General features: G+C 71.1%; 18 protein-coding genes. 12 read left to right on the top strand and 6 right to left on the bottom strand.

The genetic code is table 11. The annotated features are described in order from the left end of the window. Positions 1–171: 171 nt before the first annotated feature. Entirely contained in the window at positions 172–1,611 is a 1,440-nt protein-coding gene (gene gnd / locus MQN93_RS40325) for an NADP-dependent phosphogluconate dehydrogenase (protein WP_242713405.1), read from the bottom strand. A 280-nt stretch (positions 1,612–1,891) separates the two neighbouring features. Here gnd and MQN93_RS40320 point away from each other — a divergent pair, with 280 nt between their 5' ends. Next, positions 1,892–3,082, top strand: a complete 1,191-nt coding sequence (locus MQN93_RS40320; RefSeq protein ID WP_242713404.1) for a transglycosylase family protein — start codon at positions 1,892–1,894, stop codon at positions 3,080–3,082. On the opposite strand, the gene MQN93_RS40315 is transcribed toward MQN93_RS40320, so the two are convergent. Next, a complete protein-coding gene (locus MQN93_RS40315; protein WP_242713403.1) occupies positions 3,072–4,340 on the bottom strand; it encodes a DMT family transporter in 1,269 nt (422 codons plus the stop codon). The two genes, MQN93_RS40320 and MQN93_RS40315, sit on opposite strands and share 11 nt — an antisense overlap. 252 nt (positions 4,341–4,592) lie before the next feature. On the opposite strand from MQN93_RS40315, the gene MQN93_RS40310 reads away from it, so the two are divergent. The 7 genes from MQN93_RS40310 to MQN93_RS40280 all read left to right on the top strand — a co-directional run bounded on the left by MQN93_RS40310 (position 4,593) and on the right by MQN93_RS40280 (position 13,747). Next, positions 4,593–5,300 (top strand): (2Fe-2S)-binding protein, encoded by a 708-nt coding sequence (locus tag MQN93_RS40310; protein WP_242713402.1) that lies wholly within the window; start codon positions 4,593–4,595, stop codon positions 5,298–5,300. Between the two features lie 38 nt (positions 5,301–5,338). Next, a complete protein-coding gene (glgA, locus tag MQN93_RS40305) occupies positions 5,339–6,490 on the top strand; it encodes a glycogen synthase (RefSeq protein ID WP_242713407.1) in 1,152 nt (383 codons plus the stop codon). Between the two features lie 113 nt (positions 6,491–6,603). Beyond that, positions 6,604–7,824 carry a glucose-1-phosphate adenylyltransferase gene (gene glgC, locus MQN93_RS40300; RefSeq protein WP_016431133.1) on the top strand — a complete coding sequence of 407 codons (1,221 nt, stop codon included), beginning with the start codon at positions 6,604–6,606 and terminating at the stop codon, positions 7,822–7,824. A 218-nt stretch (positions 7,825–8,042) separates the two neighbouring features. Then, positions 8,043–10,337 (top strand): GH92 family glycosyl hydrolase, encoded by a 2,295-nt coding sequence (locus MQN93_RS40295; protein WP_242713406.1) that lies wholly within the window; start codon positions 8,043–8,045, stop codon positions 10,335–10,337. Positions 10,338–10,483: 146 nt separating this feature from the next. Next, positions 10,484–11,818: a wax ester/triacylglycerol synthase family O-acyltransferase gene (locus MQN93_RS40290; protein WP_242713401.1), complete on the top strand. Its 1,335-nt coding sequence runs from the start codon at positions 10,484–10,486 to the stop codon at positions 11,816–11,818. Between the two features lie 103 nt (positions 11,819–11,921). Then, positions 11,922–13,439 (top strand): SDR family NAD(P)-dependent oxidoreductase, encoded by a 1,518-nt coding sequence (locus tag MQN93_RS40285; RefSeq protein WP_242713400.1) that lies wholly within the window; start codon positions 11,922–11,924, stop codon positions 13,437–13,439. 77 nt (positions 13,440–13,516) lie between these two features. Further along, the gene (locus tag MQN93_RS40280; RefSeq protein ID WP_016431129.1) at positions 13,517–13,747 is read left to right on the top strand and encodes a hypothetical protein; all 231 of its coding nucleotides are present in this window, start codon (positions 13,517–13,519) and stop codon (positions 13,745–13,747) included. A gap of 17 nt (positions 13,748–13,764) precedes the next feature. On the opposite strand, the gene MQN93_RS40275 is transcribed toward MQN93_RS40280, so the two are convergent. From MQN93_RS40275 to MQN93_RS40265, 3 genes are all read right to left on the bottom strand, one after another. Continuing rightward, positions 13,765–14,586 (bottom strand): SDR family oxidoreductase, encoded by an 822-nt coding sequence (locus MQN93_RS40275; protein ID WP_242713399.1) that lies wholly within the window; start codon positions 14,584–14,586, stop codon positions 13,765–13,767. A gap of 332 nt (positions 14,587–14,918) precedes the next feature. Continuing rightward, the gene (locus tag MQN93_RS40270; protein ID WP_242713398.1) at positions 14,919–15,368 is read right to left on the bottom strand and encodes an inositol oxygenase; all 450 of its coding nucleotides are present in this window, start codon (positions 15,366–15,368) and stop codon (positions 14,919–14,921) included. 120 nt (positions 15,369–15,488) lie between these two features. Next, positions 15,489–16,601: an ABC transporter ATP-binding protein gene (locus MQN93_RS40265; protein WP_242713397.1), complete on the bottom strand. Its 1,113-nt coding sequence runs from the start codon at positions 16,599–16,601 to the stop codon at positions 15,489–15,491. Positions 16,602–16,978: 377 nt separating this feature from the next. Here MQN93_RS40265 and MQN93_RS40260 point away from each other — a divergent pair, with 377 nt between their 5' ends. Further along, on the top strand, positions 16,979–17,152 hold the full coding sequence (locus MQN93_RS40260; RefSeq protein WP_016431125.1) for a hypothetical protein: 174 nt from the start codon (positions 16,979–16,981) through the stop codon (positions 17,150–17,152). A 54-nt stretch (positions 17,153–17,206) separates the two neighbouring features. Beyond that, positions 17,207–17,689 carry a GNAT family N-acetyltransferase gene (locus tag MQN93_RS40255; RefSeq protein WP_016431124.1) on the top strand — a complete coding sequence of 161 codons (483 nt, stop codon included), beginning with the start codon at positions 17,207–17,209 and terminating at the stop codon, positions 17,687–17,689. Between the two features lie 203 nt (positions 17,690–17,892). Here MQN93_RS40255 and MQN93_RS40250 read toward each other — a convergent pair whose 3' ends face one another. Continuing rightward, positions 17,893–19,236: an amidase gene (locus MQN93_RS40250; RefSeq protein WP_242713396.1), complete on the bottom strand. Its 1,344-nt coding sequence runs from the start codon at positions 19,234–19,236 to the stop codon at positions 17,893–17,895. 258 nt (positions 19,237–19,494) lie between these two features. Between MQN93_RS40250 and MQN93_RS40245 the strand changes: the two genes are divergently transcribed. Both MQN93_RS40245 and MQN93_RS40240 read left to right on the top strand, forming a co-directional pair. After that, entirely contained in the window at positions 19,495–21,870 is a 2,376-nt protein-coding gene (locus MQN93_RS40245) for an alpha-L-fucosidase (protein WP_016431122.1), read from the top strand. Next, positions 21,863–23,707, top strand: a complete 1,845-nt coding sequence (locus MQN93_RS40240) for a glycoside hydrolase family 20 protein (protein ID WP_242713395.1) — start codon at positions 21,863–21,865, stop codon at positions 23,705–23,707. The genes MQN93_RS40245 and MQN93_RS40240 overlap by 8 nt, the downstream gene beginning before the upstream one ends. The last annotated feature ends 15 nt before the right edge of the window (positions 23,708–23,722 follow it).

Raw genomic sequence — 23,722 nt, 5'->3', positions numbered from 1 at the left:
CAGTACCGAACCCGGAGCCGGGCTCGCCGCTGAGTTAGCGGGACCGAAAACGCAAAGCGGTGGGCGGCGCAAAAACACCGCCCACCGCAACGCCCTTTCAAGGGGCGCGGGGAACTGCACGATCAGCCACCGAGGACCGTCACTCGCGCGACGACAGAACCCCCCACCGCACTAGGCGGACACCTCAGAGCGATCCCCACCCCACAACGTGTGGAACGACCCCTCCTGGTCCACCCGCCGATACGTGTGCGCCCCGAAGAAGTCCCGCTGCCCCTGCGTCAGCGCCGCAGGCAGGCGCTCGGCGCGCAGGGCGTCGTAGTACGCCAGGGCTGCGGCGAAGCCCGGGGTCGGGACGCCCTGGCGGGTCGCCGCGATCAGCACCTCGCGCCAGTCGTCCTGGGCGTCGGCGATCTCGCGGGCGAAGGTCTCGTCCGACAGGAGGCTCGGGAGGTCGGCGCGGGCGTCGTAGGCAGCGCGGATGCGGTCGAGGAAGGCCGCGCGGATGATGCAGCCGCCGCGCCAGATCGCGGAGACCTCGCCGAGGTCGATGTCCCAGCCGTACTCCTCGCGGGCCGCCGAGATCTCGTGGAAGCCCTGGGTGTAGGACACGATCTTCGACGCGTACAGCGCCTGCTCGACGCGGTCGGCGAAGGCGCCCGCCTCGGCCTCCGACAGCGGGGTCGCCTTCGGGCCCGCCAGGCCCCGGGAGGCCTCGCGCAGCGCCGCGTGGCCCGACATGGAGCGGGCGAAGACCGCCTCCGCGATACCGGAGACCGGAACACCCAGGTCGAGCGCGATCTGGACGGTCCAGCGGCCGGTGCCCTTCTGCTCCGCCTGGTCCACCACCACGTCCACGAAGGGCTTGCCCGTCGCGGCGTCCACGTGCGACAGCACCTCGGCCGTGATCTCGATCAGGTAGGAGTCGAGGCGCCCGGTGTTCCAGGTGCGGAAGATCTCCGCGATCTGCGCGGGCGAGTACCCGGCGACATCGCGCAGCAGCTGATACGCCTCGCCGATCAGCTGCATGTCGGCGTACTCGATGCCGTTGTGGACCATCTTCACGAAGTGCCCGGCGCCGTCGGGACCGACGTGCGTCACGCAGGGCGAGCCGTCCGCCGCCTTCGCCGAGATCTTCTCCAGCATCGGGCCGAGGGAGTCGTACGACTCGGTGGGGCCGCCCGGCATGATGCTCGGCCCGTTCAGCGCGCCCTCCTCGCCGCCCGAGACGCCCATGCCGACGAAGTGGATGCCCTGCTCGCGCAGTTCGCGCTCCCGGCGCCGGGTGTCGGCGAAGTGCGCGTTGCCGCCGTCGATGATCATGTCGCCGGGCTCCAGGAGCGGCGCGAACTCGTGGATCACCGCGTCGGTGGGCTCACCGGCCTTGACCATGATGACCAGACGCCGCGGCCGCTCCAGCGCCGCCACGAACTCCTTGGCGGTCTCGGCCGCGATGAAGTCGCCCTCGTTCCCGAACTCCTCCACCAGGGCGTGGGTGCGCGCCGCCGTCCGGTTGTGCAGGGCGACCGTGTAGCCGTTGCGCGCGAAGTTGCGGGCGAGATTGCGGCCCATGACCGCGAGTCCCGTGACGCCGATCTGGGCTGAAGTGCTCATTCGGTTTGGCTCCTAAGAATCCGATATCGGTGCTGCCCGGTCGTGCCCGTCAGTATCGCCCCAGCGACCATCCTGACGTGCCGGTTCGCCGGGCGCATGTCCGGGGTGCGGGACCTGACGTACGCAGATACGCACGCCGGGCCCCACCCGCCTCAGCCGTCGTGCAACTCCCGTCTATTCCTGGATGCTTGTGTTGTCAGGGCGGCCGATTGCCGTCTTGTCATGGCCTGTTCGCGGCGCTTACTTTTGGCCCTCCTGACGCATGTCGAGGGGGATCTCCATGGCCGTACGGGGCCGGCATCGCCGGTATCAGCCGAACAGGATCAACCGCGCCTCACTCACCGTCACCGCCGGAAGCGCAGGCATGGCCATCCCGCTGATCGGCACCGGCACCGCCCACGCGGCCGACGTGTCCACCTGGGACAAGGTCGCCGCCTGCGAGTCCACCAACAACTGGAGCATCAACACCGGCAACGGCTTCTACGGCGGCCTGCAGTTCACCCAGTCCACCTGGGAGGCCTACGGCGGCACGAAATACGCGGCGCGGGCGGATCTGGCCACCAAGGACCAGCAGATCGCCGTCGCGGAGAAGGTCCTGGACGGACAGGGGCCGCGCGCCTGGCCGGTGTGCTCGGTGAAGGCCGGGCTGACCCGGGGCGGCGACACCCCGGACATCCACCCCGCCGGCACCACGACCGGCACAGCGGGCGAGAAGTCCGGCAGGAAGACCTCGGTGCGGGACGTGCAGCCGCAGTCCACGCCCCAGTCCCGGGCGGGAACGGCCGAGATGTACACCGTGGTGCGCGGCGACAGCCTCTCCGAGATCGCCGAGACCGAGCGTGTCAGCGGCGGCTGGCAGCGGCTGTACGCGGCGAACCGCCGGACCATCGGCTCGGACCCGGACCTGATCCTGCCGGGACAGCGGCTGAACCTGCACGGCAGGGCCCCCACCACGCACACCACCGGCACCAGCGGCACGTCGTCGTCCAAGTCGTCGACGAAGAAGGCCTCTTCGGCCACCGAGGAAGCCGCCGAGAAGAAGACCACCCGGGACACCACCGGCGGCCATTCGCTCGTCGCCCCGGTCGCCGGCCCCCTCGGCACCCCGTACCACGTGGCCGGCTCGTCCTGGTCGAAGGGCTATCACACCGGGGTCGACTTCCCCGTCGCCACCGGCACCACCGTGAAGGCGGTCGCGCCGGGCCGGGTGGTCTCCGCGGGCTGGGGCGGCTCCTACGGCTACCAGGTGGTGATCCGGCACGCCGACGGCCGCTACACCCAGTACGCCCATCTGTCGGCGATCTCCGTGCGGTCCGGGCAGAGTGTCGGCGGCGGGCAGCGCATAGGACGCTCCGGTTCGACCGGCAACGCCACGGGCCCGCATCTGCACTTCGAGGTGCGGACCGGGCCCGGTTTCGGTTCCGACATCGACCCTGTCGCCTATCTCAGGGCCAAGGGCGTCAGGATCTGACGCGCACCCGGTGCCGGTCGAGGTCCGGCGCCGGGACGTACGAGCCGCCGTAGAAGGGGCCGTAGAAGCGGTAGCGGGCCGGGTCGGCGGACGGTGCGTCGTCCTCGTCGTAGGCGACGGCCAGGACCGTGGGTCCCGCCTGGGCGGGGACCAGGGCCTCCTCCGGTACCGGAACCGGGGCCTCTTCCCGGGCGGCGGCGATGAGCACGTCCTCCTGGGCGGCGACGAGTGTGTCCTCCCGCGCGGAGAGGAGAGCCTCCTCCCGTACGGAGACGAGGGCCTCCTCCGTGGCCGCGGCGCGCGCCTCCTCGACGAGCACGACCGTCTCCGGCTGTTCCAGGGGCTCCGGCTGCTCCGGGATCGTCGCGAGCAGTTCCTCGACCGGCGTCGGCCCGGTGACGGGCTCCTCCGGTGCGGCCGGGGAGGCCGCGCGTGCGATGCGCTCCGTGGTCAGCAGGATCAGGCCACCCGCCGCGACCACGCCGCAGCTCAGCGCGAGCGCCGTGCCCGTGGAGCCGTAGCGGAAGGTCTCGCCGAACATCGTGATGCCGACCGCGGCCGCCACCACCGGGTTCACCACGGTGAGCGTGGCCAGCGGGGCGGCGAGTCCCGCGCCCCGGTAGGAGGCCTGGGACAGCAGCATTCCGGCGGTGGCGAAGACGCCGATCACGGCCAGGAAGGGCAGGTCCGAGGCGGAGACGCCGCCGGTCCAGTCGACCGCGACGGTCTTGGTGAACACCGAGGACATGCCGAAGGCGATACCGGACGCGGTCGCGAGCAGCATGCTGCGCACCGCCGGGTGCCGGTGGGCGGCCCGGCCCGCGATCATCAGCGCCACGACCACACCGCCGGAGATCACCGCCACGCCGACCCGCTGGGCCGTCGACAGCGACTGCGACTCGGAGGAGCCGACCAGGGACAGCAGACCCGCCAGGCCCACGGTCGCCATGATCGCGCCCCGCCAGGCGGTCGCGCCGGCCTTGCGGCCCACGAACAGCGCCGCCATCGGCAGCGCGAACACGATCGTCAGGGCGCCGAGCGGCTGCACCAGGCTGAGCGGACCGTAGGCCAGCGCCACCACGTGCAGCAGCCCGCCCAGGCCGTTCAGCGCCACCGCGGCCCACCAGGTCGGGCGGCGCAGCGGCGCGTACTGCTGGTCGGGGGAGGACACCGCCACCTGTTCCTGCACGATCGCTCCGCCCGCGTAGGCGACGGCGGAGACGAGCGACAGGAGCACGGACAACGCGAGGGCACTCATGAGCTGCTCCTCTGCGTGCGGCGGGGGCGGTCGGCCCTGCGCGACGAACGGTTCGCCTTCATACCCAACACGATGCCTTGTCGATCTCTTCCCGTCGTCGTCCCTGAGCAGGCAATGGGTCCTACTACCGATGGAGTACGAATCGGGCGCCGTCCTCCCCAGGGTGGGCGACAGCGGGTGCAGAGCCCCCAGTGGTGACCCCTGGGGCCCTTGGTACCGCTGCACGTCGTCGGCGGTGTTGTACTGCTCCTCGTGGACCTCGACCCCGATCTCGCCGCCCTCGCGCCGCTCGGCGGCTTCTTCGCCCTGCGCACCGGCCGGACGCCGGACGAGCCACCGCCGGCGCTCGCGCAGACGTATGAAAACCGGCCGTCGGAGGTTTACGGAAACATCGTAACTTTCCGCGTCGAAAAGGTCGCCTCGGTTCTGCGTGCTCCCGAGCCGCGCGTCGCGGCCTCGATCGCCCAACAGGGCCTGGTGGCACGGCTGTGGTCGGTGATGCTCGGCTGCGCGGAGCGGTACGGCCGGGTCCCCGACCTCGACCCCGGGTTGCTGCACTGGGACCCCGGCGCCGCCGCCCCCGACGACCTGTGGCTGTCCGAGGTCCGCCCGCTGCCCGCCGACCCCGGGACGGTCGCGGACGTCGTCCTGCACGGGCACGTCGTACCGCTGGCGGCGGCCCTGCGCACGCACTACCGGATCGCGCCCGGGTTGCTGTGGGGCAACGCGGCCTCGGCTCTCGCGGGAGCGGCCCGCGTCCTGGGTGCCTCCGCCCGCACCCGCGCCCTCACCGCCGCCCTCCTCGCCCACCCCCTCCTGGCGGGCACCGGCACCCTCACCGGCACCGCCTTCCGGCGCCGCAGCTGCTGCCTGTACTACCGCGTGCCCGGCGGAGGGCTCTGCGGCGACTGTTGCTTCGCGCGGCCACCGTGCTCTTCCGCGCGCGACACATCTGGGTGACCATGAGGGAACCGGTCGCCGAGAGCTGGGGGTTGCGGGTGCGAGTGGGACTGCTGACCCGGGAGTACCCGCCGGACGTGTACGGCGGCGCGGGCGTCCATGTGGAGTTCCTCGCCCGGGAGTTGAGCTCCCTGGTCGACCTCGAGGTGCACAGCTGGGGCGAGGGCCGCGGCGTGGGTGTCGTACGCCACCGCCCGTGGGCCGTCCTCGACACCGCCAACGACGCGCTGCGCACGTTCTCCGTCGACCTCGCGATGGCCGCCGGCCTCGAGGGCTGCGAGCTGGTGCACTCCCACACCTGGTACGCCAACCTCGCGGGCCACCTCGGCAAGCTGCTGCACGGCATCCCGCATGTGATGACCGCCCACTCCCTGGAGCCGCTGCGTCCCTGGAAGGCCGAGCAGCTCGGCGGCGGGTACGCCCTGTCCAGCTGGGCCGAGCGCACCGCCGTCGAGGCCGCCGACGCGGTGATCGCCGTCTCCGGCGCCATGCGCGAGGACATCCTCGACTGCTACCCGGCGCTCGATCCGGCCAGGGTCCACGTCGTGCACAACGGCATCGACACCACGCTGTACCGCCCGGACCACGGCACCGACGTCCTGCAGCGCATCGGCATCGACACCAAGCGCCCCTACGTCCTGTTCGTCGGCCGCATCACCCGGCAGAAGGGCGTGCCCCATCTGCTGCGCGCGGTGCGGGACATCGACCCGGCGGCGCAGGTCGTGCTGTGCGCGGGCGCCCCCGACACCCCGGAGATCGACCGGGAGTTCCGGGAGCTGCACGAGGAGCTGAGCCGGGTCCGCGAGGGTGTGCACTGGATCCCCCAGATGCTGCCGCGCCCGGAGGTGATCCAGCTGCTGACCCACGCGGCCGCGTTCGTGTGCCCGTCGGTGTACGAGCCCCTCGGCATCGTCAACCTGGAGGCGATGGCCTGCGGGACGCCCGTCGTGGCCTCCCGGGTCGGCGGCATCCCCGAGGTCGTGGACGACGGCAGGACGGGGCTGCTGGTCACCGTCGACGACGACTTCGAGACATCCCTCGCGCGGGCGCTGGACTCGGTGATCGGTGACCCGGAGACCGCCCGGCGGATGGGCGAGGCCGGCCGGGAGCGCGCGGTGGGGGAGTTCGGCTGGGACGCCGTCGCCCGCCGTACCGTCCGTCTTTACGAGGAGATCCTCAAGCGCGACTAGACAGGATGGGCCGAAGACAGGAAGGGCCGTGGAGAGGACGGCACCGGTTCGAACAGGCTTACACCGCCCTGGGCAGGGGCAAGCATGGATCAACCACGGTGAGGGGAGCGGCCATGCGTCGTGGCGGACCTTCGGTGCTCGGGATCGTCCTGGCGGGCGGAGAAGGCAAACGACTGATGCCCCTGACGGCCGACCGGGCCAAACCAGCGGTCACCTTCGGCGGTACGTACCGCCTGGTCGACTTCGTCCTGTCCAACCTCGTCAACGGCGACATCCTGCGCGTCTGCGTGCTGACGCAGTACAAGTCGCACTCGCTGGACCGGCACATCACCACCACGTGGCGGATGTCCAGCCTGCTCGGCAACTACGTCACCCCGGTCCCGGCCCAGCAGCGGCTCGGCCCGCGCTGGTACCTGGGCAGCGCCGACGCCATCCTGCAGTCCCTGAACCTGGTGTACGACGAGAGCCCCGAGTACGTCGCGGTGTTCGGTGCCGACCACGTGTACCGCATGGACCCGCGCCAGATGCTCGCCCAGCACATCGAGAGCGGGGCGGGCGTCACGGTCGCGGGCATCCGCGTCCCGCGCTCGGAGTCCTCGCAGTTCGGGGTGATCTCCCCGGGCTCGGACGGGCTGTCGGTCGAGCGCTTCCTGGAGAAGCCCGCCGACCCGCCGGGTCTGGCGGACGACCCCGAGTGCGTCTTCGCCTCGATGGGCAACTACATCTTCACCACCAAGGCGCTGATCGAGGCGCTGCAGCGGGACGCCGAGGACGAGGACTCCGTCCACGACATGGGCGGCTCGATCCTGCCCCAGCTCACCGACCGCGGCGAGGCGCAGCTGTACGACTTCAGCGCCAACCACGTGCCCGGCGAGACCACCCGCGACCAGGGCTACTGGCGTGACGTCGGCACGCTGGACGCGTACTACGACGCGCACATGGACCTGATCGCCGAGCGGCCCGCGTTCAACCTCTACAACCGCCAGTGGCCGATCTACACCCACTCCAACCAGCTCTCCCCGGCCCGCTTCAACGCGGGCGGGATGGCCGGCGAGTCCATCATCAGCGCGGGCTGTCTGATCCGCGGCCAGGTCACGCGCTCCGTGCTGTCACCGGGCGTGGTGGTCGACCCCGGAGCGGTGGTGCAGGGCTCGATCCTGCACGACAACGTCCACGTCGGCCGTGGCGCGGTCGTCCGCGGCGCGGTCCTGGACAAGAACGTCCAGGTGCCGCCGGGCGCGACGATCGGCGTCAACCCGGAGCGGGACGCGGAGCTCTACACCGTCTCCCAGGGCGGGGTCATCGCCCTGGGCAAGGGCCAAGTGGTGCCGTAGGCGCCGGGCCGTCACTGCCCTGGTCGGTGGGCCGCCGCGCGCGTGCGTGGCGGCCTCCGCTCGTCCCTTTTGTCACGCCCTTGAGCGCGCGAGCCAACCTTGTCATGTCCCTGGACGGGAAAGCGGAATCCGTGTTGTCATGCCAACTGCTGTTCATGACAACGTTGTTATCGGGAGGATCCGTGCATTTCCCCCGCTCCAGACGCCGGCTGGCGCTGATGCTCGCCGCGCTGCTCGGCACGGTCGGCCTCGCCGCCGTACCGAGCACGGCGCACGCCGGCGAGCCGGGTGACGCCCGACTCACCGACCTGGTCAACCCGTTCATCGGCACCGAGAACGAGGGCAACACCTATCCCGGCGCCGCCGTGCCCTTCGGCATGGTGCAGTTCTCGCCGGACACCGGCCACAACACCGGCTACGACTACTCCCAGGACCACATCCGCGGCTTCTCCCTGGTCCATCTGTCCGGTGTCGGCTGCGGTCTCGGCGGAGACCTCCCGGTCCTGCCGACCACCGGCGACGTCACGGAGACGGACTACGCGAAGTACGCCGCAGGCTTCAGCCACGACGACGAGCAGGCGAGCCCCGGCTACTACGAGGTCGGCCTCAAGACCGGCATCAAGGCCGAGCTGTCCGCCACCGCGCGCACCGGCGTGCAGCGCTACACCTTCCCGGCCACCGACAAGGCCAACGTCCTGCTGAACGCCGGGCAGTCGCTGCACTCCACGGTCTCCACCAAGGTCGAGATCCTGGACAGCCGCACCGTGCGCACCGCCATCACCGGCCGCGGCTTCTGCCAGGACACCAAGCCGTACACCGTCTACACCATCACCCGCTTCGACCGTCCCTTCACCGCCCACGGCACCTGGGACGGCTCGACGGTGACCCCGGGCTCGACGACGGGTTCCGGCGGCGCCTACGTCCGCTTCGACACCACCAAGGACCGCACGGTCGAGGCGACCACCGCGCTGTCCTATGTCGACGCGCGCGGCGCGGCCCTCAACCTCCGTGCCGAGGGCGGCCGTTCCTTCGACTCGGTGCGCCACCGCGCACAGCGGGCGTGGGAGGACCGGCTCGACGACGTGCGCGCCCAGGGCGGCGACGACAGCCTGCGGCGCACCTTCTACTCGTCCCTCTACCGTTCGTTCCTCGCGCCGAACATCGGCAGCGACGTCGACGGCCGCTACACCGGCTGGGACCAGAAGATCCACCGCACCAAGGGCTTCACGTACTACCAGAACTGGTCCCTGTGGGACACCTACCGCACCCAGTCCCAGCTCCTCGCCCTGCTCGCGCCGCGCGAGGCCCGGGACATGGCGATCTCGGTGATCAAGATCTCCGAGGAGAGCGGCTGGCTGCCCAAGTGGGGCTACGGCACGGTCGAGACGAACATCATGACCGGCGACCCGGTCACCCCGTTCCTGACCAACGCCTACCAGCAGGGCCTGCTCAAGGGCTACGAGGAGCGGGCGTACAAGGCGCTGAAGCAGAACGCCGACGGCGTGCCGCCCGCCGACTCGCCGGCCGTGGGCCGCGAGGCGAACAAGGAGTACATCTCCGAGGGCTTCGCGCCGTACATCAAGGGCCGCCCGCACGCCAAGCCCGGCGACTCGGACTACGACCACGGCGCCTCGGCGACCCTGGAGTACGCCCTGTCGGACGCGATGCTCGCGCAGATGGCCCGCGACCTCGGCCACGACGCCGACGCGGCGCGCTACGCCGAGCGGGCCCAGAGCTACCGCCACATCTTCGATCCGTCCACCGGCTTCTTCCGCGCCCGTGACGCCTCCGGCGCCTTCACCGGCCCGGCCGACCCGGCCGAGAGCGAGGGCTTCCACGAGGGCACGTCCTGGCAGTACCAGTGGCTGGTGCCGCAGGACCTGCCGGGCATGGTCGACCTGATCGGCGGCGAACAGGCCGCGAACCAGCGGCTCGACTCGTTCTTCGCCTACGACCAGCTGCTGGCCGACCCGGCGAAGACGGCCCGCGAGGTGTGGGTCAACGGCCCGTACGACTACTACAACGCCGACAAGTACAACCCGCAGAACGAGCCCGACCTGATCGCCCCGTACACCTATCTGTCGACCGGGCAGCCCTGGAAGACGACCGACGTGGTGCACGCGGCGCTGACCCTGTTCACGGACACCCCGACCGGCATGACCGGCAACGACGACCTCGGCACCATGTCCGCCTGGAACGTGCTGTCGTCGATCGGCATCTTCCCGGTGCAGCCCGGATACGACACCTGGGGCCTGTCCACGCCGGTCTTCGACCGGGTCGACCTGACCCTCGACCGCCGCTACTACCCGCACGGCGCCCTGACCATCACCGCGAAGGGCACCTCGGCCACCGACCGGTACATCCAGTCGGCCCGCACGGACGGCACGTCGTACGACCGGACGTACCTGACGACCGGTTCGCTGCGCTCCCTGCGCTCGCTGGCCTTCACGGTCGGCTCGCAGCCGTCTGAGTGGGGTACGTCACCGAAGGCGGCGCCACCTGCACTGAAGTGACCTCAGCAGTCACATGAGTCCCGTCCCTCAACAGGGGGACGGGACTTAATCTGCTGTTAACTGAGCGTAGCCTGATCGTACTTGACCGTAATCTCTGCGGAGCGGTTGACTGCTGGCTCACCCGTCCGTCGTCGCGAGGCAAGCCATTGACCACTGACCTGCTCGCTCCACTCGACCTGGCGTTCTGGAACATCGAGTCCGCCGAGCACCCCATGCACCTCGGTGCCCTCGGGGTGTTCTCCGCGCACTCGCCCACGGCCGGCGCCCACGCCGCCGACCTGCTCGCCTCCCGGGCCGCCGCGGTGCCCGGACTGCGGATGCGCATCCGGGACCTGTGGCAGCCCTCGCCGCTCAGGCCGATGTCCTTCGGCAGCGCCACCCGCGAGCCCGACCCGGACTTCGACCCGCTCAACCACGTCCGGCTGCACGCGCCCACCACCGACTTCCACGCCGAGGCCGGCCGGCTCATGGAGCGCTCGCTGGTGCGCGGCAGGCCGCCGTGGGAGGCCCATGTACTGCCGGGCGAGGACGGCGTCTCCTTCGCCGTACTGTTCAAGTTCCATCACGCCCTGGCCGACGGGCTGCGCGCGCTGACGCTCGCCGCCGCGATCATGGACCCGATGGACCTGCCGGAGCGCAGGCCCCGTCCCGAGGAGCCGAAGCGCGGTCTGCTGCCCGACGTGCGCAAGCTGCCCGGGCTGGTCCGGGGCGCGCTGTCCGACGTGGGCCGCGCCCTCGACATCGGCGCCTCACTGGCCGTGTCCGGCCTGGGCGTGCGGTCCTCCTCCGCCTTCACCTCCGAGGCCACCGGCACCCGCAGCACCGCCGGTGTCGTCATCGACCTCGACGACGTACAGCGGGTGCGCAAGGCCCAGGGCGGCACCGTCAACGACGTCCTGATCGCACTCGTCGCGGGCGCCCTGCGCCGCTGGCTCGACGAGCGCGGCGACGGCAGCGACGGCGTCGCACCCCGGGCGCTCATCCCCGTCTCCAAGCGCCGCCCGCGCACCGCCCACCCACAGGGCAACCGGCTCTCCGGCTACCTGATACGGCTTCCCGTCGACGACCCCGACCCGCTCGGCCGCCTCGACGCGGTCCGCACCGCCATGGACCGCAACAAGGACGCCGGCCCGAACCGCGGCGCGGGCGCCGTCGCCCTGCTCGCCGACCATGTGCCGGCGATCGGCCACCGGCTCGGCGGACCGCTGGCGGGCCAGGCCGCCCGGCTCTGGTTCGACATCCTGGTCACCAGCGTCCCGCTGCCGGGCATCGGCCTGAAGCTCGGCGGCAACCCGGTCACCGAGGTCTACCCCTTCGCCCCGCTGGCCCGCGGCCACTCCCTGGCGGTGGCCGTCTCGACCTACCGCGGCCGCGTCCACTACGGACTGGTCGCCGACGCCAAGGCCGTACCCGACCTGGACGTCCTGGCCGCCGCCCTCACCGAGGAAGTGCGGACCCTGATCACCGCCTGCGGTTCCTGAGACCGCCGGTTTGGTCGACCGGTCCGGCGCTCCGTTAAAATTCGCTGTTCGAAAGCGGGCGCGACCGGAGCGCCGCGACGCAAGAGCAGGGAACGCAGCGGCGATGACGGTGACAGACAACGGCTCGGCGATCACGGACGAGGTCGTGCACGAGCCCGGTGACGAGGTCGTGTACGGCCCCGGCATCGACCCCGAGCGGCTCGCCGTCTGCCTCGGCGTCCTGGAGGAGCTCGACAAGCTGGAGGTCGACCACCCGGACGCGATCGCGGTCCGCCGGGCCACCGCGGGGATCTACCGCACGGTCAAGCAGCGCCGCCGCCAGGAGCGCCGGGCCGCCAAGACCGCCCACGACAAGGCGGTCACGGAGGCCACGGCGACCGGCTCCGCCCAGCGCATCGACGACGAGACCGAGGGCCTGCTGCCCTCCTCGCGCACCGAGGAGGGCAGGATCGCGGGGATACTCCAGCGCCCGCGCTCCTGCTACACCTGCAAGACCCGGTACGTGGAGGTCGACTACTTCTACCACCAGCTCTGTCCCGACTGCGCCCGCCTGAACCGCGACAAGCGCGACGCCCGCGCCGACCTCACCGGCAAGCGCGCCCTGCTCACCGGCGGCCGCGCCAAGATCGGCATGTACATCGCGCTCAGGCTGCTGCGCGACGGCGCGCACACCACGATCACCACGCGCTTCCCCAAGGACGCCATCCGCCGCTTCAAGGCCATGGACGACTCGGCGGACTGGATCCACCGCCTTGAGGTCGTCGGCATCGACCTGCGCGACCCGGCCCAGGCCGTGGCCCTCGCCGAGCAGGTCACCCAGGCGGGCCCGCTCGACATCCTGATCAACAACGCGACCCAGACCGTACGCCGCCTGCCCTCGGCCTACGCCGCCCTCGTCGACGGCGAGAGCGCCCCGCTGCCCGCCGGCGAACTTCCCGCGCACCACGTCATCGGCGCGTTCAACTCCGGAGCGGTCGACGGTCTGGCCGCGCTGCCCGTGGGCACCAGCGGCCTCGACGCCCAGAAGGTCGCCGATCTGGCCCTGGTCGCGGGCAACGCCAGCGTCGCCCGGCACCTGGACGGCACCGCCATCGACGCGGGCGGCCTGGTCCCCGACGTCGTCGAGTCCAACACCTGGGTGCAGACCATCGAGCAGATCTCCCCGGTGGAGCTCCTCGAGACCCAGCTGTGCAACTACACCTCGCCGTTCATCCTGATCAGCATGCTCCGCTCGGCCATGGCCGAGGCCGCGCGCAAGGCGGCCGGGAAGCGCGCCTACGTCGTGAACGTCTCGGCGATGGAGGGCGTCTTCGGCCGCGGCTACAAGGGCGCGGGCCACCCCAACACCAACGCCGCCAAGGCCGCCATGAACATGGTGACCCGGACCAGCGCGCAGGAGATGTTCCAGACCGACGGCATCCTGATGACCTCCGTCGACACCGGCTGGATCACCGACGAACGGCCCCACTACGACAAGCTGCGGCTGGCCGACGAGGGCTTCCACGCGCCGCTCGACCTGGTCGACGGGGCCGCCCGGGTCTACGATCCGATTGTGCGCGGTGAGCAGGGCGAGGACCTGTACGGCGTCTTCCTGAAGGACTACGCGCCCGGCAAGTGGTGAGCCATCGGCCGTGACGTGTGTTCCGGTGCCGCTCGGGTACCCGGCCCTCCGGTGACCCCCGCGCCAGGAGTGTGACCATGGGCAGTCCACACGGCATAGATCCGCGTGCGTTCGACGATCCACGCAACCGCTACCCGACGGACCAGGAGTTCTACTCGGCTGACCGGCCGGAGAAGGCCGAGCTGGAGGAGGACCGGCCCCGCGGTGGTCCCGGCGATCCGTACAGGCACCCCTGGACCTGGGGCTCGATCGCCCTCGTGGTGTTCGCGGTCCTCATCGTCCTCATGGGCATCGCGCTGTTCCCGTGAGCAAGCCACAGCCACTCTCATGAGCGAGGTGGTGCGTATGAGCGAAGACGGTCGTCGACGGCGTACCCCGGCCCGGGGTACGCCGTCCTGACCCCGGTCCCGCCGTCCACCAGCAGATCCGCGCCCGTGATCCAGCCTGCCGCGTCGGAGGCCAGCCACACCACCGCCCGGGCGACGTCGTCAGGCTCACCGATGCGCCCGAGGGGGAGCCCCGCGGCCAGCTGGCGCTCGCCCGGCTCCCAGACGAAGCGCGCCATCTCGGTGCGGACGAGACCGGGGGAGACGGAGTTGACCCGCACCTTCGGCGCCAGTTCCCCGGCGAGCTGCCGGGTCAGATGCAGCAGGGCCGCCTTGCTCGTGCCGTAGGCGCCGACGTTTGGGCCGGCGTGGCCCGCGCCCTCCGTGCAGATGTTGACCACCGAGCCGCCGTGCTCGCGCAGCCACGCCCGCCACGCACACTGCACGAGCCGCAGCGGCGCCTCGACGTTCACCTGGAACGCCCGCCGCCACGCCCCCGGATCGGCCTCCATGAGCGGGCCGTACGGCTGGTTCGTCGCCGCGTTGTTGACCACCACGTCGATCCGGCCGAACGCGCGCAGCGCCAGTTCCGTCACCGCCCGCGGATGGTCCGGATCCCCGACGTCACCGGCCAGACCCACGCCGCCCAGCTCCTCGGCCGCCCGGCGCACCTCCTCCGCGTCCCGCGCGGTCACGCACACCAGCACCCCGGCCCCGGCCAGCCGCTCGGCAACGGCCCGCCCGATCCCACGCGTCCCCCCGGTGACAACGGCGGCCCTGCCGTCGAGCCCGTGCCCCTCGATTCCGTACGACGACGTCATCGCCGTACCGTCTCATGACGGCCCGTCAGTCGACAGCCCCGAGGCGGGAGTTCCGGGTGGCCACCGGCCAGAGCCGCGCCGCCCAGCTCCTCCGCCGTCCCGCACGTCGCCCCGGTGACGACCGACGACGTCATCGCCGTACCACCTCGTGACGGGTCGTGAGTCGACAGCTCCGAGGCGGGAGTTCCGCACGGCCACCGGTCAGACCCGCGCGTCTCAGCTCCTCCGTCGCCCCGCGCGTCGCTCCGGTGACAACGGCGGCCCTGCCGTCGAGCCCGTGCCCTTCGAGTCCGTACGACGACATCATCGCCGTACCGCCTCATGACGGGCCGTCAGTCAACAGCCCCGAGGCGGGAGTTCCGGGCGGCCAGCAGTTCCAGGACCGTGCGCCAGTCCTCCAGGACGCCCGCGTCGAACCCGGCGCTGTGGCCCTCCTCGTCGGCCTGGCGCAGGCACAGCAGGTCGTCGTCGACGGGTCCGGCGGAGCGGTGGTGTTCGCGGACGAGGCGGCCGACGCGTTCGCCGAGCAGGCCGCGTACGGCGTCGGCCGCGCTTACGGGGTGGGCGGTCGCGTCGCCCGGGCGCAGCAGCGGGCCGATCGCGTGGACCAGGCCCGCCACCTGGAGCTCCTTGTCGGCGGGGCGGCGCCGGCGCAGCAGCGCGGCGGTCTGCAGCGCGTGCTGGTGCAGGTCGACCCGGCCCTTGCCCGGACCCGGATCGGCCCATGAGCCCCGGCAGGCGTACAACAGATCCATCAGCTCTTCGACACTGCGCAGCTCCATGCGTCAGTCCTCCCGCAGGCCGACCGTTGCCGTACGGCAGCAGATCATGGCTGCCTTGCGATTCGGCCAACGGGACTTGAACTGCGTGGCCCGATCGGTGCGCCGCCTCGCGTGCGAGGGTCAGCGCACCCTCGCCGCGTCCTCGGGAAGCCGCTGCCCCGTCAGGGCCGAGAAGCAGTGCACCTCCTCGGCGCGGATCGCCACTCGCAGCGAGGCTCCCTTGCCGACGGTGGGGCGCCCGGGCAGACGGACGACGACCTCGGTGCGCTCGCCGGCGGAGGGTGCGGTGGTGTGGAGGTAGACGACGGCTCCGGTGTCCTCGACCGTGTCGACGACGAGGTCGAGGCCGGGTGTCTCGCGGTCCTCCCGGGAGAGGAACTCGAACTGCTCGGGCCGTACGCCGAGCACGATCTCGCCGGCACCTGCCGCCCGTACCGTGTCTCGCGCCAGCGGTATGTCCAGCGCGCCGAGCCGGGCCCCGTCGTCGGACAGCGGCAGCCGGAAGAGGTTCATGGCGGGCGACCCGACGAAACCGCCCACGAAGGTGTTGGCCGGGTGCGTGTAGATGTCCCGCGGCGTGCCCACCTGCTGCAGCACCCCGTCCTTGAGCACGGCGAGGCGGTCGCCCACCGCCATCGCCTCCAGCTGGTCGTGGGTGACGTACACGGTGGTGATGCCGAGGTGGTGCTGCATCCGCACGATCTGCGCACGGGTCTCCATGCGCAGCCGGGCGTCGAGGTTGGACAGCGGCTCGTCCATCAGATATACCCGCGGGTCCCGCACGAGCGCGCGCCCCGTCGCCACCCGCTGCTGCTCGCCGCCCGCGAGCGTGCCGGGTCGGCGGCCGAGGTACTGCTCGATGTCGAGGACGGAAGCGGCGTACTGGACCCGCTGCCGGGCCCGGGACTTGGCCATGCGGGCGATCTTCAGCGCGAAGCCGATGTTGTCGGCAGCCGACAAATGCGGGAACAGGGCGTAGTCCTGGAACACCATCGCGATGTCGCGGTCCCGGGGCGGAAGATGGGTGACGTCCCGGACGCCGATCAGGATCGATCCCGAGTCGACGTCCTCCAGCCCGGCGAGCATGCGCAGACAGGTCGACTTCCCACACCCGGAAGGACCGAGGAGGACCATGAACTCACCGTCCTCGATCTCGAGGTCGAGCGAGTCGACGGCCGGCCGGCCCATGGCCGGGAAGCACCGGGTGGCCCTGTCGAAGGTGACCGACGCCATGACATCCCCCTCCCGGAAGAAGCCCTCGGACCCAGCATGGAACGGGTGTTGCTCCTTCGGTATGTCTGTAGGCCGAACGAGTGACGCGAGTGAGGCTCAAAACCGATTGAATTAGGACATTGAGCCCAAGTTTTGAGCCCCATAGAGCGGACCTCCGCTCATTTGGTTAGTCTGGAGCGGACGGACAGCAGTACCGGGTCCCACCCACACCCACGTCCGTCCCGGGGCAAGCCGGTTCACAACGGCCTGTTCTCACCCGAGTTGCAGGCGCCACCGCGTCCGAACTGCTTTCGACTCACACCTGAGCGGGCGTCAGGCGCCGGACGGCACAGTGACCGGCCCGCCCCGAGGGTGACCCGACACATAAGGAGTGCGCGGTGACACCAGAGAAGACGAATCGCGAACAGCGCCCCAAGGAACGCAAGGAGCGCGCCGGCCACCGACCGGACGACATCGGCAGCCTCGACGTATGGGCCCGGTCTGCACCGATCCGCCTGGCGGGCTACGAGGAAGACCTGGCCGAGCCCCACATCCTGCCCAGCGTGGACTGAGCCGGCAGGAGCTTCGCGATCGCCGACCTGCATGGGCGTGCGAGACTCACGCCCATGCAGATCAGAGAAGCCACGGCCGAGGACTGGCCGCGGATCTGGCCCTTCTGGCACCGCATCGTCGCCGCAGCCGAGACCTACGCCTGGGACCCGGACACCTCCGAGGAGGATGCCCGGGTCCTGTGGATGAACCCGGCCAAACGGGTCTACGTCGTCGAGGACGAGACCGGCGCCGTCGTCGCCTCGGCCTATGTCACCCCCAACTACGGCGGACCCGCGGCCCATGTCGCCAACGCCGGCTTCATGGTCGACCCCGACCACGCCGGCCGCGGCCACGGCCGCGCCCTCGCCGAACACATCCTGGCCGCCGCCAGGTCCGACGGCTACGACGCGATGGTCTTCAACGCCGTCGTCGAGACCAACCCCGCCGTACAGCTCTGGCTCTCCCTCGGCTTCACGATCCTGGGCACAGTTCCGGAAGCGTTCGAGCACCCGCGGCACGGGCGGGTGGGCCTGCATGTGATGTACCGAGCGCTGTAGGCCCGCCCGCTCCGCAGTTCCCCCTTAATCCAGCGGCGCCGTCCGCTGCCACGGGTGCAGTTTCTCGATCTGTTCGGCCAGGTCCAGCAGCATGGCCTCGGAGCCGGGGCGGGCGACCAGTTGGACGGCGGTGGGGCGCTGGAGGGGAGCCGGCCGAAGGGGTGGGCAGGGCGGGCCAGGCGGTGAGGTTTCGTGGGCCCCCCTTAATCCAGCGGCGCCGTCCGCTGCCACGGGTGCAGTTTCTCGATCTGTTCGGCCAGGTCCAGCAGCGTGGCCTCGGAGCCGGGGCGGGCGACCAGTTGGACGGCGGTGGGGGCGCCGGAGGGGAGCCGGCCGAACGGGATGGACATGGCCGGCCAGCCCGTGAGGTTCCAGGGCGGGGTCAGGGGTGAGTAGTTGGTGTTGGCGAGGAGGTTGGGCAGCCAGCCTCGCTCGTGCCACGCCACGGACCTGGGGGAGCGGCGGGCCAGTGCGGGGGTGAGCAGGACGTCGTGCTCCGCGAAGAACGGCTCCATGCGGCGGCGCAGCCTGTCCCTGCTGTCGCTGGTGCGCACGCTGCTCACGAACCGGCGCCCGACGGCGGCGTGCACCCGGGTGCGCCGGGTCAGCAGGCGCGGGTCCAGGCCCTTGGCGTCCACCGCCGTGCCCGCCGTCCAGTGGGTGAGCGACGTCGTGCTCAGCGACATCGGGTAGGGCGGGTCGGCGCGGCGGACCTGGTGCCCGGCCTTGATCAGGATGCCGGCCGCGTCCCGGGCGGCGACCGCGTACGGCCTGCTGATCGTGACGCCGAACAGGGGGCTGCGCACCGACACGGCGATCCGGCGCATGCCCGGCTCGTGCGGTGCGACCGCCCCGGAGTCGGCGAGGACGGAGAGCATCAGACGCGCGTCCTCGGCCGTCGTGGCGAGCGGACCGTTCTCGGACATGCCGAACCAGTCGCCCTCACCGATGCCCGCGGGGACGACGCCACGTCCCGGCTTGATGGTGACCAGGCCGCAGTTGGCGGCCGGTATGCGCAGCGAGCCCATCCCGTCGTTGCCGAGCGCGATCGGCACCAGGCCCGCTGCGACCGCGGCCGCGCTGCCGCCCGAGGAGCCACCCGCGGTGCGGCTCGGGTCCCAGGGGTTGCGGGCGGTGCCGTGCACCCCCTCGGTGGTGCCGAAGACGCACAGTTCGGGCACGTTCGTCAGACCCACCACCACCGCGCCCGCCGCCCGCAGCCGGGCGACCGTGACATGGTCCTCGGCGGCGGGTGTGTCCGGTGTCGCCGCCGAACCGCACCGGCTGGACTCGCCGCGTACCGCCAGGTTGTCCTTGACGGCCACCGGCACGCCCGCGAGCGGCAGTTCGGCCAGATCCCCGCGACCGGCCACCTCGTCCGCCTCGGCGAGCGCCTTCTCGGCCCGCACCGTGCGGAACGCCCCGACCCGTCCGTCGAGCCGCTCGATCCGGTCGAGGTGCTCGGCCACCACCTCACGGGGAGTGGCGCGCTTCTCGCGTACGGCGGCGGCGATCTCGGTGGCGGTCCGGCCGATCCAGCTGGTCACGGGGGCTCCTCGGAGTGCGGCGAGCGTAACTACTCGTGAGTATGGGAGCACTCTGCCGGGCCGCGGCCCGGGCGTCGAGAGCGTCGGCTCTTGGACATTCGGGCGGCTCTTCTTGGACTTTTCGCGGCTGCACCGCGTCCGCCCCGTCGCTGACCTGCACGTCATCCGATCAATACGTCAACGACAGTGTGTTCACGCCTCATTGACAGGCTCCTGAGCTCGCCCAATTATCAGACATCCGATGAATTGGAGCCGCTCATGAGTCCGTATCCAAGACGTCAGGTCCTGGGCGCCGCGATGGCCGTCACCGCCTCCGCCGCCCTCCCACTCGCCGCCGCGACCGAGGCCGGCGCCACCGAGCGCGTGGACCAACAGGGCGCTGCCGTGGGCGAACAGAGCGCCGCACGGCAGTGGGCACCCGTCCCCGATCCGGTCCCCGTCCCGCTCGACTCCCTCTACGACAACGACGGCCTCGACACCGCCTCCGCCCGCGGCGGCGACTTCGACGGCTCCGGCTACACGTTCCCGGGCGAGGAACTCCCCGCGGGCCGCGTCGAAGTGGACGGCATCGTTTTCGACTTCCCGGCCTCCACGGCAGGCGCCAAGAACAACGTCGTCGCCCTCGGCCAACGCGTCGACCTCCCCAAGGGCCGCTATCTGTCGGCCGTCTTCCTCACCGCGGGCAGCTACGGCAACGCCGCCGGCCAGGCCACCGTGCACTACGCGGACGGCTCGACCAGCACCGCCGGGCTGAGCGGCGCCGACTGGTACGCGGCGGGCGGCCCGCTGTCGGTGCCGTACCGCTACACGCCGGACGGCACCAAGGACGAGCACAGCGTCGGGATCGGTACGTCGGAGGTGTGGACCGACCCGCAGCGCGAGGCCGTCGCCATCACTCTGCCGGTGACCAACCCCGCCGAGGCGAACAAGACGTCCCTGCACGTCTTCGCGCTCTCCCTCCAACCCGTCGCCCAGGGACGGGCGTTGGCCCTGCGCGACACCCGCTCCACCAGCTCCCTGCTGGAACCCGGCGGCGCCCAGAGCGTCGAGGCCACCGTCGTCAACGCGGGCACCGTCGCGATCCTCGCCGCCGACGACGTGACCGTACGCGTCGACGTCCCCGGCGCCCGCACCGTCCAGCCCGCCCGCATCCGCCGCCTCGACCCCGGCGAACAGGCACGCATCCATATCGGCATCCGCAACCGCGCGGGCACCGCACCCGGCACCCAGCAGGACGGCTCGGTGACCGTCCGCGGCCGAGGCGCCCAAGCCGCCACCACCGACCGCAGGTTGACCCTGGGCACGGCCGACTACCAGCCCACCGACGCCTCCCTGTCGGGCCATCAGGCGCCGTACTGGTTCAACGACGCCAAGTTCGGGATCTTCATCCACTGGGGCGTGTACTCGGTGCCCGCCTGGGCGCCGGTCGGGGTGCAGTACGCCGAGTGGTACTGGGACCAGATGCAGGACCCGAACAACCCCACCTACGCCTACCACCGGGACACCTACGGCACCGACTTCGCCTACGACGACTTCATCCCGCGCTTCACCGCCGAGAAGTTCGACCCGCGCGCGTGGGTGGAGCTGTTCCGGGACGCCGGTGCGCAGTACCACGTGCTGACCTCCAAGCACCACGAGGGCTTCGCCCTGTGGGACACCAAGGTCTCCGACCGCAACGCGGTCAAGCTCGGCCCGAAGCGGGACCTGGTCAAGGAACTGTTCACCGCCTCCCGGCGGTACGCCCCCGAACTCCACCGCGGCCTCTACTTCTCCATGCCCGAGTGGTTCAACCCGGACAGCCCCTGGATGGGCCACGCCCCGCGCAACCCGTACACCCTGGAGCCGGTGCCGTACACCGGATACACCGCGGGCAAGGACTTCGTGAAGGACTACCAGGCCCCGCAGATGCTGGAGTTGATCCACGGCTACGACCCGGAGATCATCTGGTGCGACATCGGTGGCGAGAACGACAGCCTCCATGTCCTCGCCGAGTACTTCAACCACGCCAAGAACCGGGCCCGTCCGATCGAGGTCGCGGTCGACGACCGCTCGGGCATCGCCTTCCACGACTTCACGACGCCCGAGTACACGACGTACGAGAACACGGTCGTCGCCAAGTGGGAGGCCAGCCGCGGACTCGACCCGCGCAGCTACGGCTACAACCGGGCCACCCCCGACGACGCCTACATGACGGCCGAGGAGGTCGTGCACAGCCTCGTCGACATCGTCTCCAAGAACGGCAACTTCCTGCTCGACATCGGCCCCCGCGCCGACGGCACCATCCCCGAGATCATGCAGACCCGGCTGCGCGAGACCGGCGCCTGGCTCGCGGTCAACGGCGAGGCGATCTACGGCACGACGTACTGGTCGCGCATGGCGCAGCTCGGCGACGACCTGCGCTTCACCGTCCGCCCCGACGAGGCCTTCTACATCCACTCCCTGACGAAGCCGGGCGCGAAGCTCACGGTCGAGGCACCCGTGCCCGTCCGCGCCGGCGACCGGGTGACGATGCTCGGCCACGACCGCCCCCTGACCTGGACCGTGCACAACGGAGCACTGGTGATCGACGTACCCGAATCGGCCCGCAGAGCGGGACAGCACGTGTGGGTGTTCAAGGTGGAGTGGCATGGCTGAAACGAGAAAGAGACTGCTGCGACTGCTGGGTGTCACGGCGGTGCTGACACTGCTCCTGGCGCCGGTCCCCGCGGTCGCACAGGAGCAGCAGAAGGCTCCGGTCACGGTGCCCGCGCTGACCGACTGGACGGCGGAGCACGGCAGTTACACATACGGCAGAAGCACCAGACTGGTGGCGGACAGCCCGGCCGAACGGCGGGTGGCCGACACCCTCGCCGACGACCTCCGGGCGGCCGGGCACGGTACCGTCCCCGTCGTCCGCGGCGGCGCACGCACCGGCGACATCGTCATCGACGTCCGCTCCTCCCGCGGCACCCTGGGCGCCGAGGGCTATGAACTCCACGCCGGCAAACGGCTGTCGGTGACCGGCGCCACCGAGACCGGCGCCTTCTACGGCACCCGCACCGTCCTGCAGCTCCTCGCCCAGGGTGACCGGATCCCCGCGGGACGGACCGTCGACACACCGCGCTACCAGGAGCGGGGCGTGGGCGTCTGCGCCTGCTACATCCACATCACCGTGCCCTGGCTGGAGAACCTCGTCCGCGAGATGGCGTACCACAAGCTCAACCAGCTGCTCCTGGAGCTGAAGGTGAAGAGCGACGCGCATCCCGAGGCCAACACCTGGGGCTACTACACCAAGGACGAGATCCGCCGCCTCGTCGCACTCGGCGACCGGTACCACGTCGAGATCATCCCCGAGATCAACTCCCCGGGGCACATGGACCCGTGGATCGAGAACCGCCCGGACCTCCAGCTGACCGACTCCGACGGCGCCAAGCAGCCGGCCCGGCTCGACGTCACCCAGCAGGCGGCCTTCGACTACTACACGAGCCTGATGGACGAGTACGCCCAGGTCTTCACCGCCAGGTCCTGGCACATGGGCGCCGACGAGTACATGCTCGGCTCCGACTACTCCAAGTACCCGCAGATGCTGCGCTACGCCCAGCAGAAGTACGGCCCCGAAGCCACCCCGCAGGACGCCTACATCGACTTCATCAACCGCGTCCAGGCCTACGCCGCGAGCAAGGGCAAGCGGCTGCGCATCTGGAACGACGGCCTGACCGGCGCCAACACCGTGCCGGTGGCCGCCGGGACGACCGTCGAGCATTGGCTGAACGTGGCCGTGAAACCGAGCGCATTGATCGCGCAGGGCTACCGGGTGGAGAACGCCGCCTACTCGCTCTACCTCGTCCGCGGCGGCTTCCACAGCGACACCGCGTCCCTGTACGACCAGAGCTGGGACCCGCGCAGCTTCGAGGGCGAGAAACTGGCGTCAGGCAAGGGCGTCACCGGCGCGAAGATCAGCCTGTGGCCGGACAACGGCCGGGGCGAGACGGAGAACGAGGTCGCCGTCGAACTCTGGCCCGCCCTGCGGCACATCGCGCAGGCGACCTGGGGCGATGCGCACCCCGACGCCACCTACGACGCGTTCACCGCGCGCGGCACGGCGGTCGGGCACGCGCCCGGATGGCGGGACCTGACCCGGCTTCCGGTGGCGGACGGCATGTACACCTTCCGTACCGCGGGCGCGTCCTTCCGGGCCGCCGTCACCCGCACCGCCGACGGCTACGCGAGCATCCAAACCGCCGACGGCTGCCTGGAGATCAGCGGCGGCAAGCTCACGCTCAACACACCGCTCCAGCCGGGCGTCGCGGCGACCTGGAAGACCTGCGACGCCTCGAGCACCCTGCAGCGCTGGCAGCTCATCCGTGACTCCGGCGGATACGAACTCGTCAACGCGATCACGCAGATGGCGCTGAGCGTCGACGACGGCCGGCTCGTGCAGTACCCGCCGGACCAGCACACTCCCGCCGTCTGGCACCTGACCGCCCACTGACCTCCGATGAACTCC

This window comes from Streptomyces spinosisporus (assembly GCF_022698145.1).
Classification (GTDB): Bacteria; Actinomycetota; Actinomycetes; order Streptomycetales; family Streptomycetaceae; genus Streptomyces; species Streptomyces spinosisporus.
The sequence above is the reverse complement of the archived record's forward strand: the minus strand, read 5'-3'. Positions and strand labels throughout refer to the sequence as shown.

Excerpts from the sequence above, each read along its gene's own strand:
- MQN93_RS40245 (WP_016431122.1), top strand. The coding sequence starts at position 19,495 with ATGAGTCCGTATCCAAGACGTCAGGTCCTGGGCGCCGCGATGGCCGTC.
- MQN93_RS40270 (WP_242713398.1), bottom strand. The coding sequence starts at position 15,368 with ATGGAGCTGCGCAGTGTCGAAGAGCTGATGGATCTGTTGTACGCCTGC.
- MQN93_RS40295 (WP_242713406.1), top strand. The coding sequence starts at position 8,043 with ATGCTCGCCGCGCTGCTCGGCACGGTCGGCCTCGCCGCCGTACCGAGC.
- glgC (WP_016431133.1), top strand. The coding sequence starts at position 6,604 with ATGCGTCGTGGCGGACCTTCGGTGCTCGGGATCGTCCTGGCGGGCGGA.
- MQN93_RS40265 (WP_242713397.1), bottom strand. The coding sequence starts at position 16,601 with ATGGCGTCGGTCACCTTCGACAGGGCCACCCGGTGCTTCCCGGCCATG.
- gnd (WP_242713405.1), bottom strand. The coding sequence starts at position 1,611 with ATGAGCACTTCAGCCCAGATCGGCGTCACGGGACTCGCGGTCATGGGC.
- MQN93_RS40255 (WP_016431124.1), top strand. The coding sequence starts at position 17,207 with ATGCAGATCAGAGAAGCCACGGCCGAGGACTGGCCGCGGATCTGGCCC.
- MQN93_RS40240 (WP_242713395.1), top strand. The coding sequence starts at position 21,863 with ATGGCTGAAACGAGAAAGAGACTGCTGCGACTGCTGGGTGTCACGGCG.
- MQN93_RS40275 (WP_242713399.1), bottom strand. The coding sequence starts at position 14,586 with ATGACGTCGTCGTACGGAATCGAGGGGCACGGGCTCGACGGCAGGGCC.
- MQN93_RS40285 (WP_242713400.1), top strand. The coding sequence starts at position 11,922 with ATGACGGTGACAGACAACGGCTCGGCGATCACGGACGAGGTCGTGCAC.
- MQN93_RS40280 (WP_016431129.1), top strand. The coding sequence starts at position 13,517 with ATGGGCAGTCCACACGGCATAGATCCGCGTGCGTTCGACGATCCACGC.
- MQN93_RS40320 (WP_242713404.1), top strand. The coding sequence starts at position 1,892 with ATGGCCGTACGGGGCCGGCATCGCCGGTATCAGCCGAACAGGATCAAC.
- MQN93_RS40315 (WP_242713403.1), bottom strand. The coding sequence starts at position 4,340 with ATGAGTGCCCTCGCGTTGTCCGTGCTCCTGTCGCTCGTCTCCGCCGTC.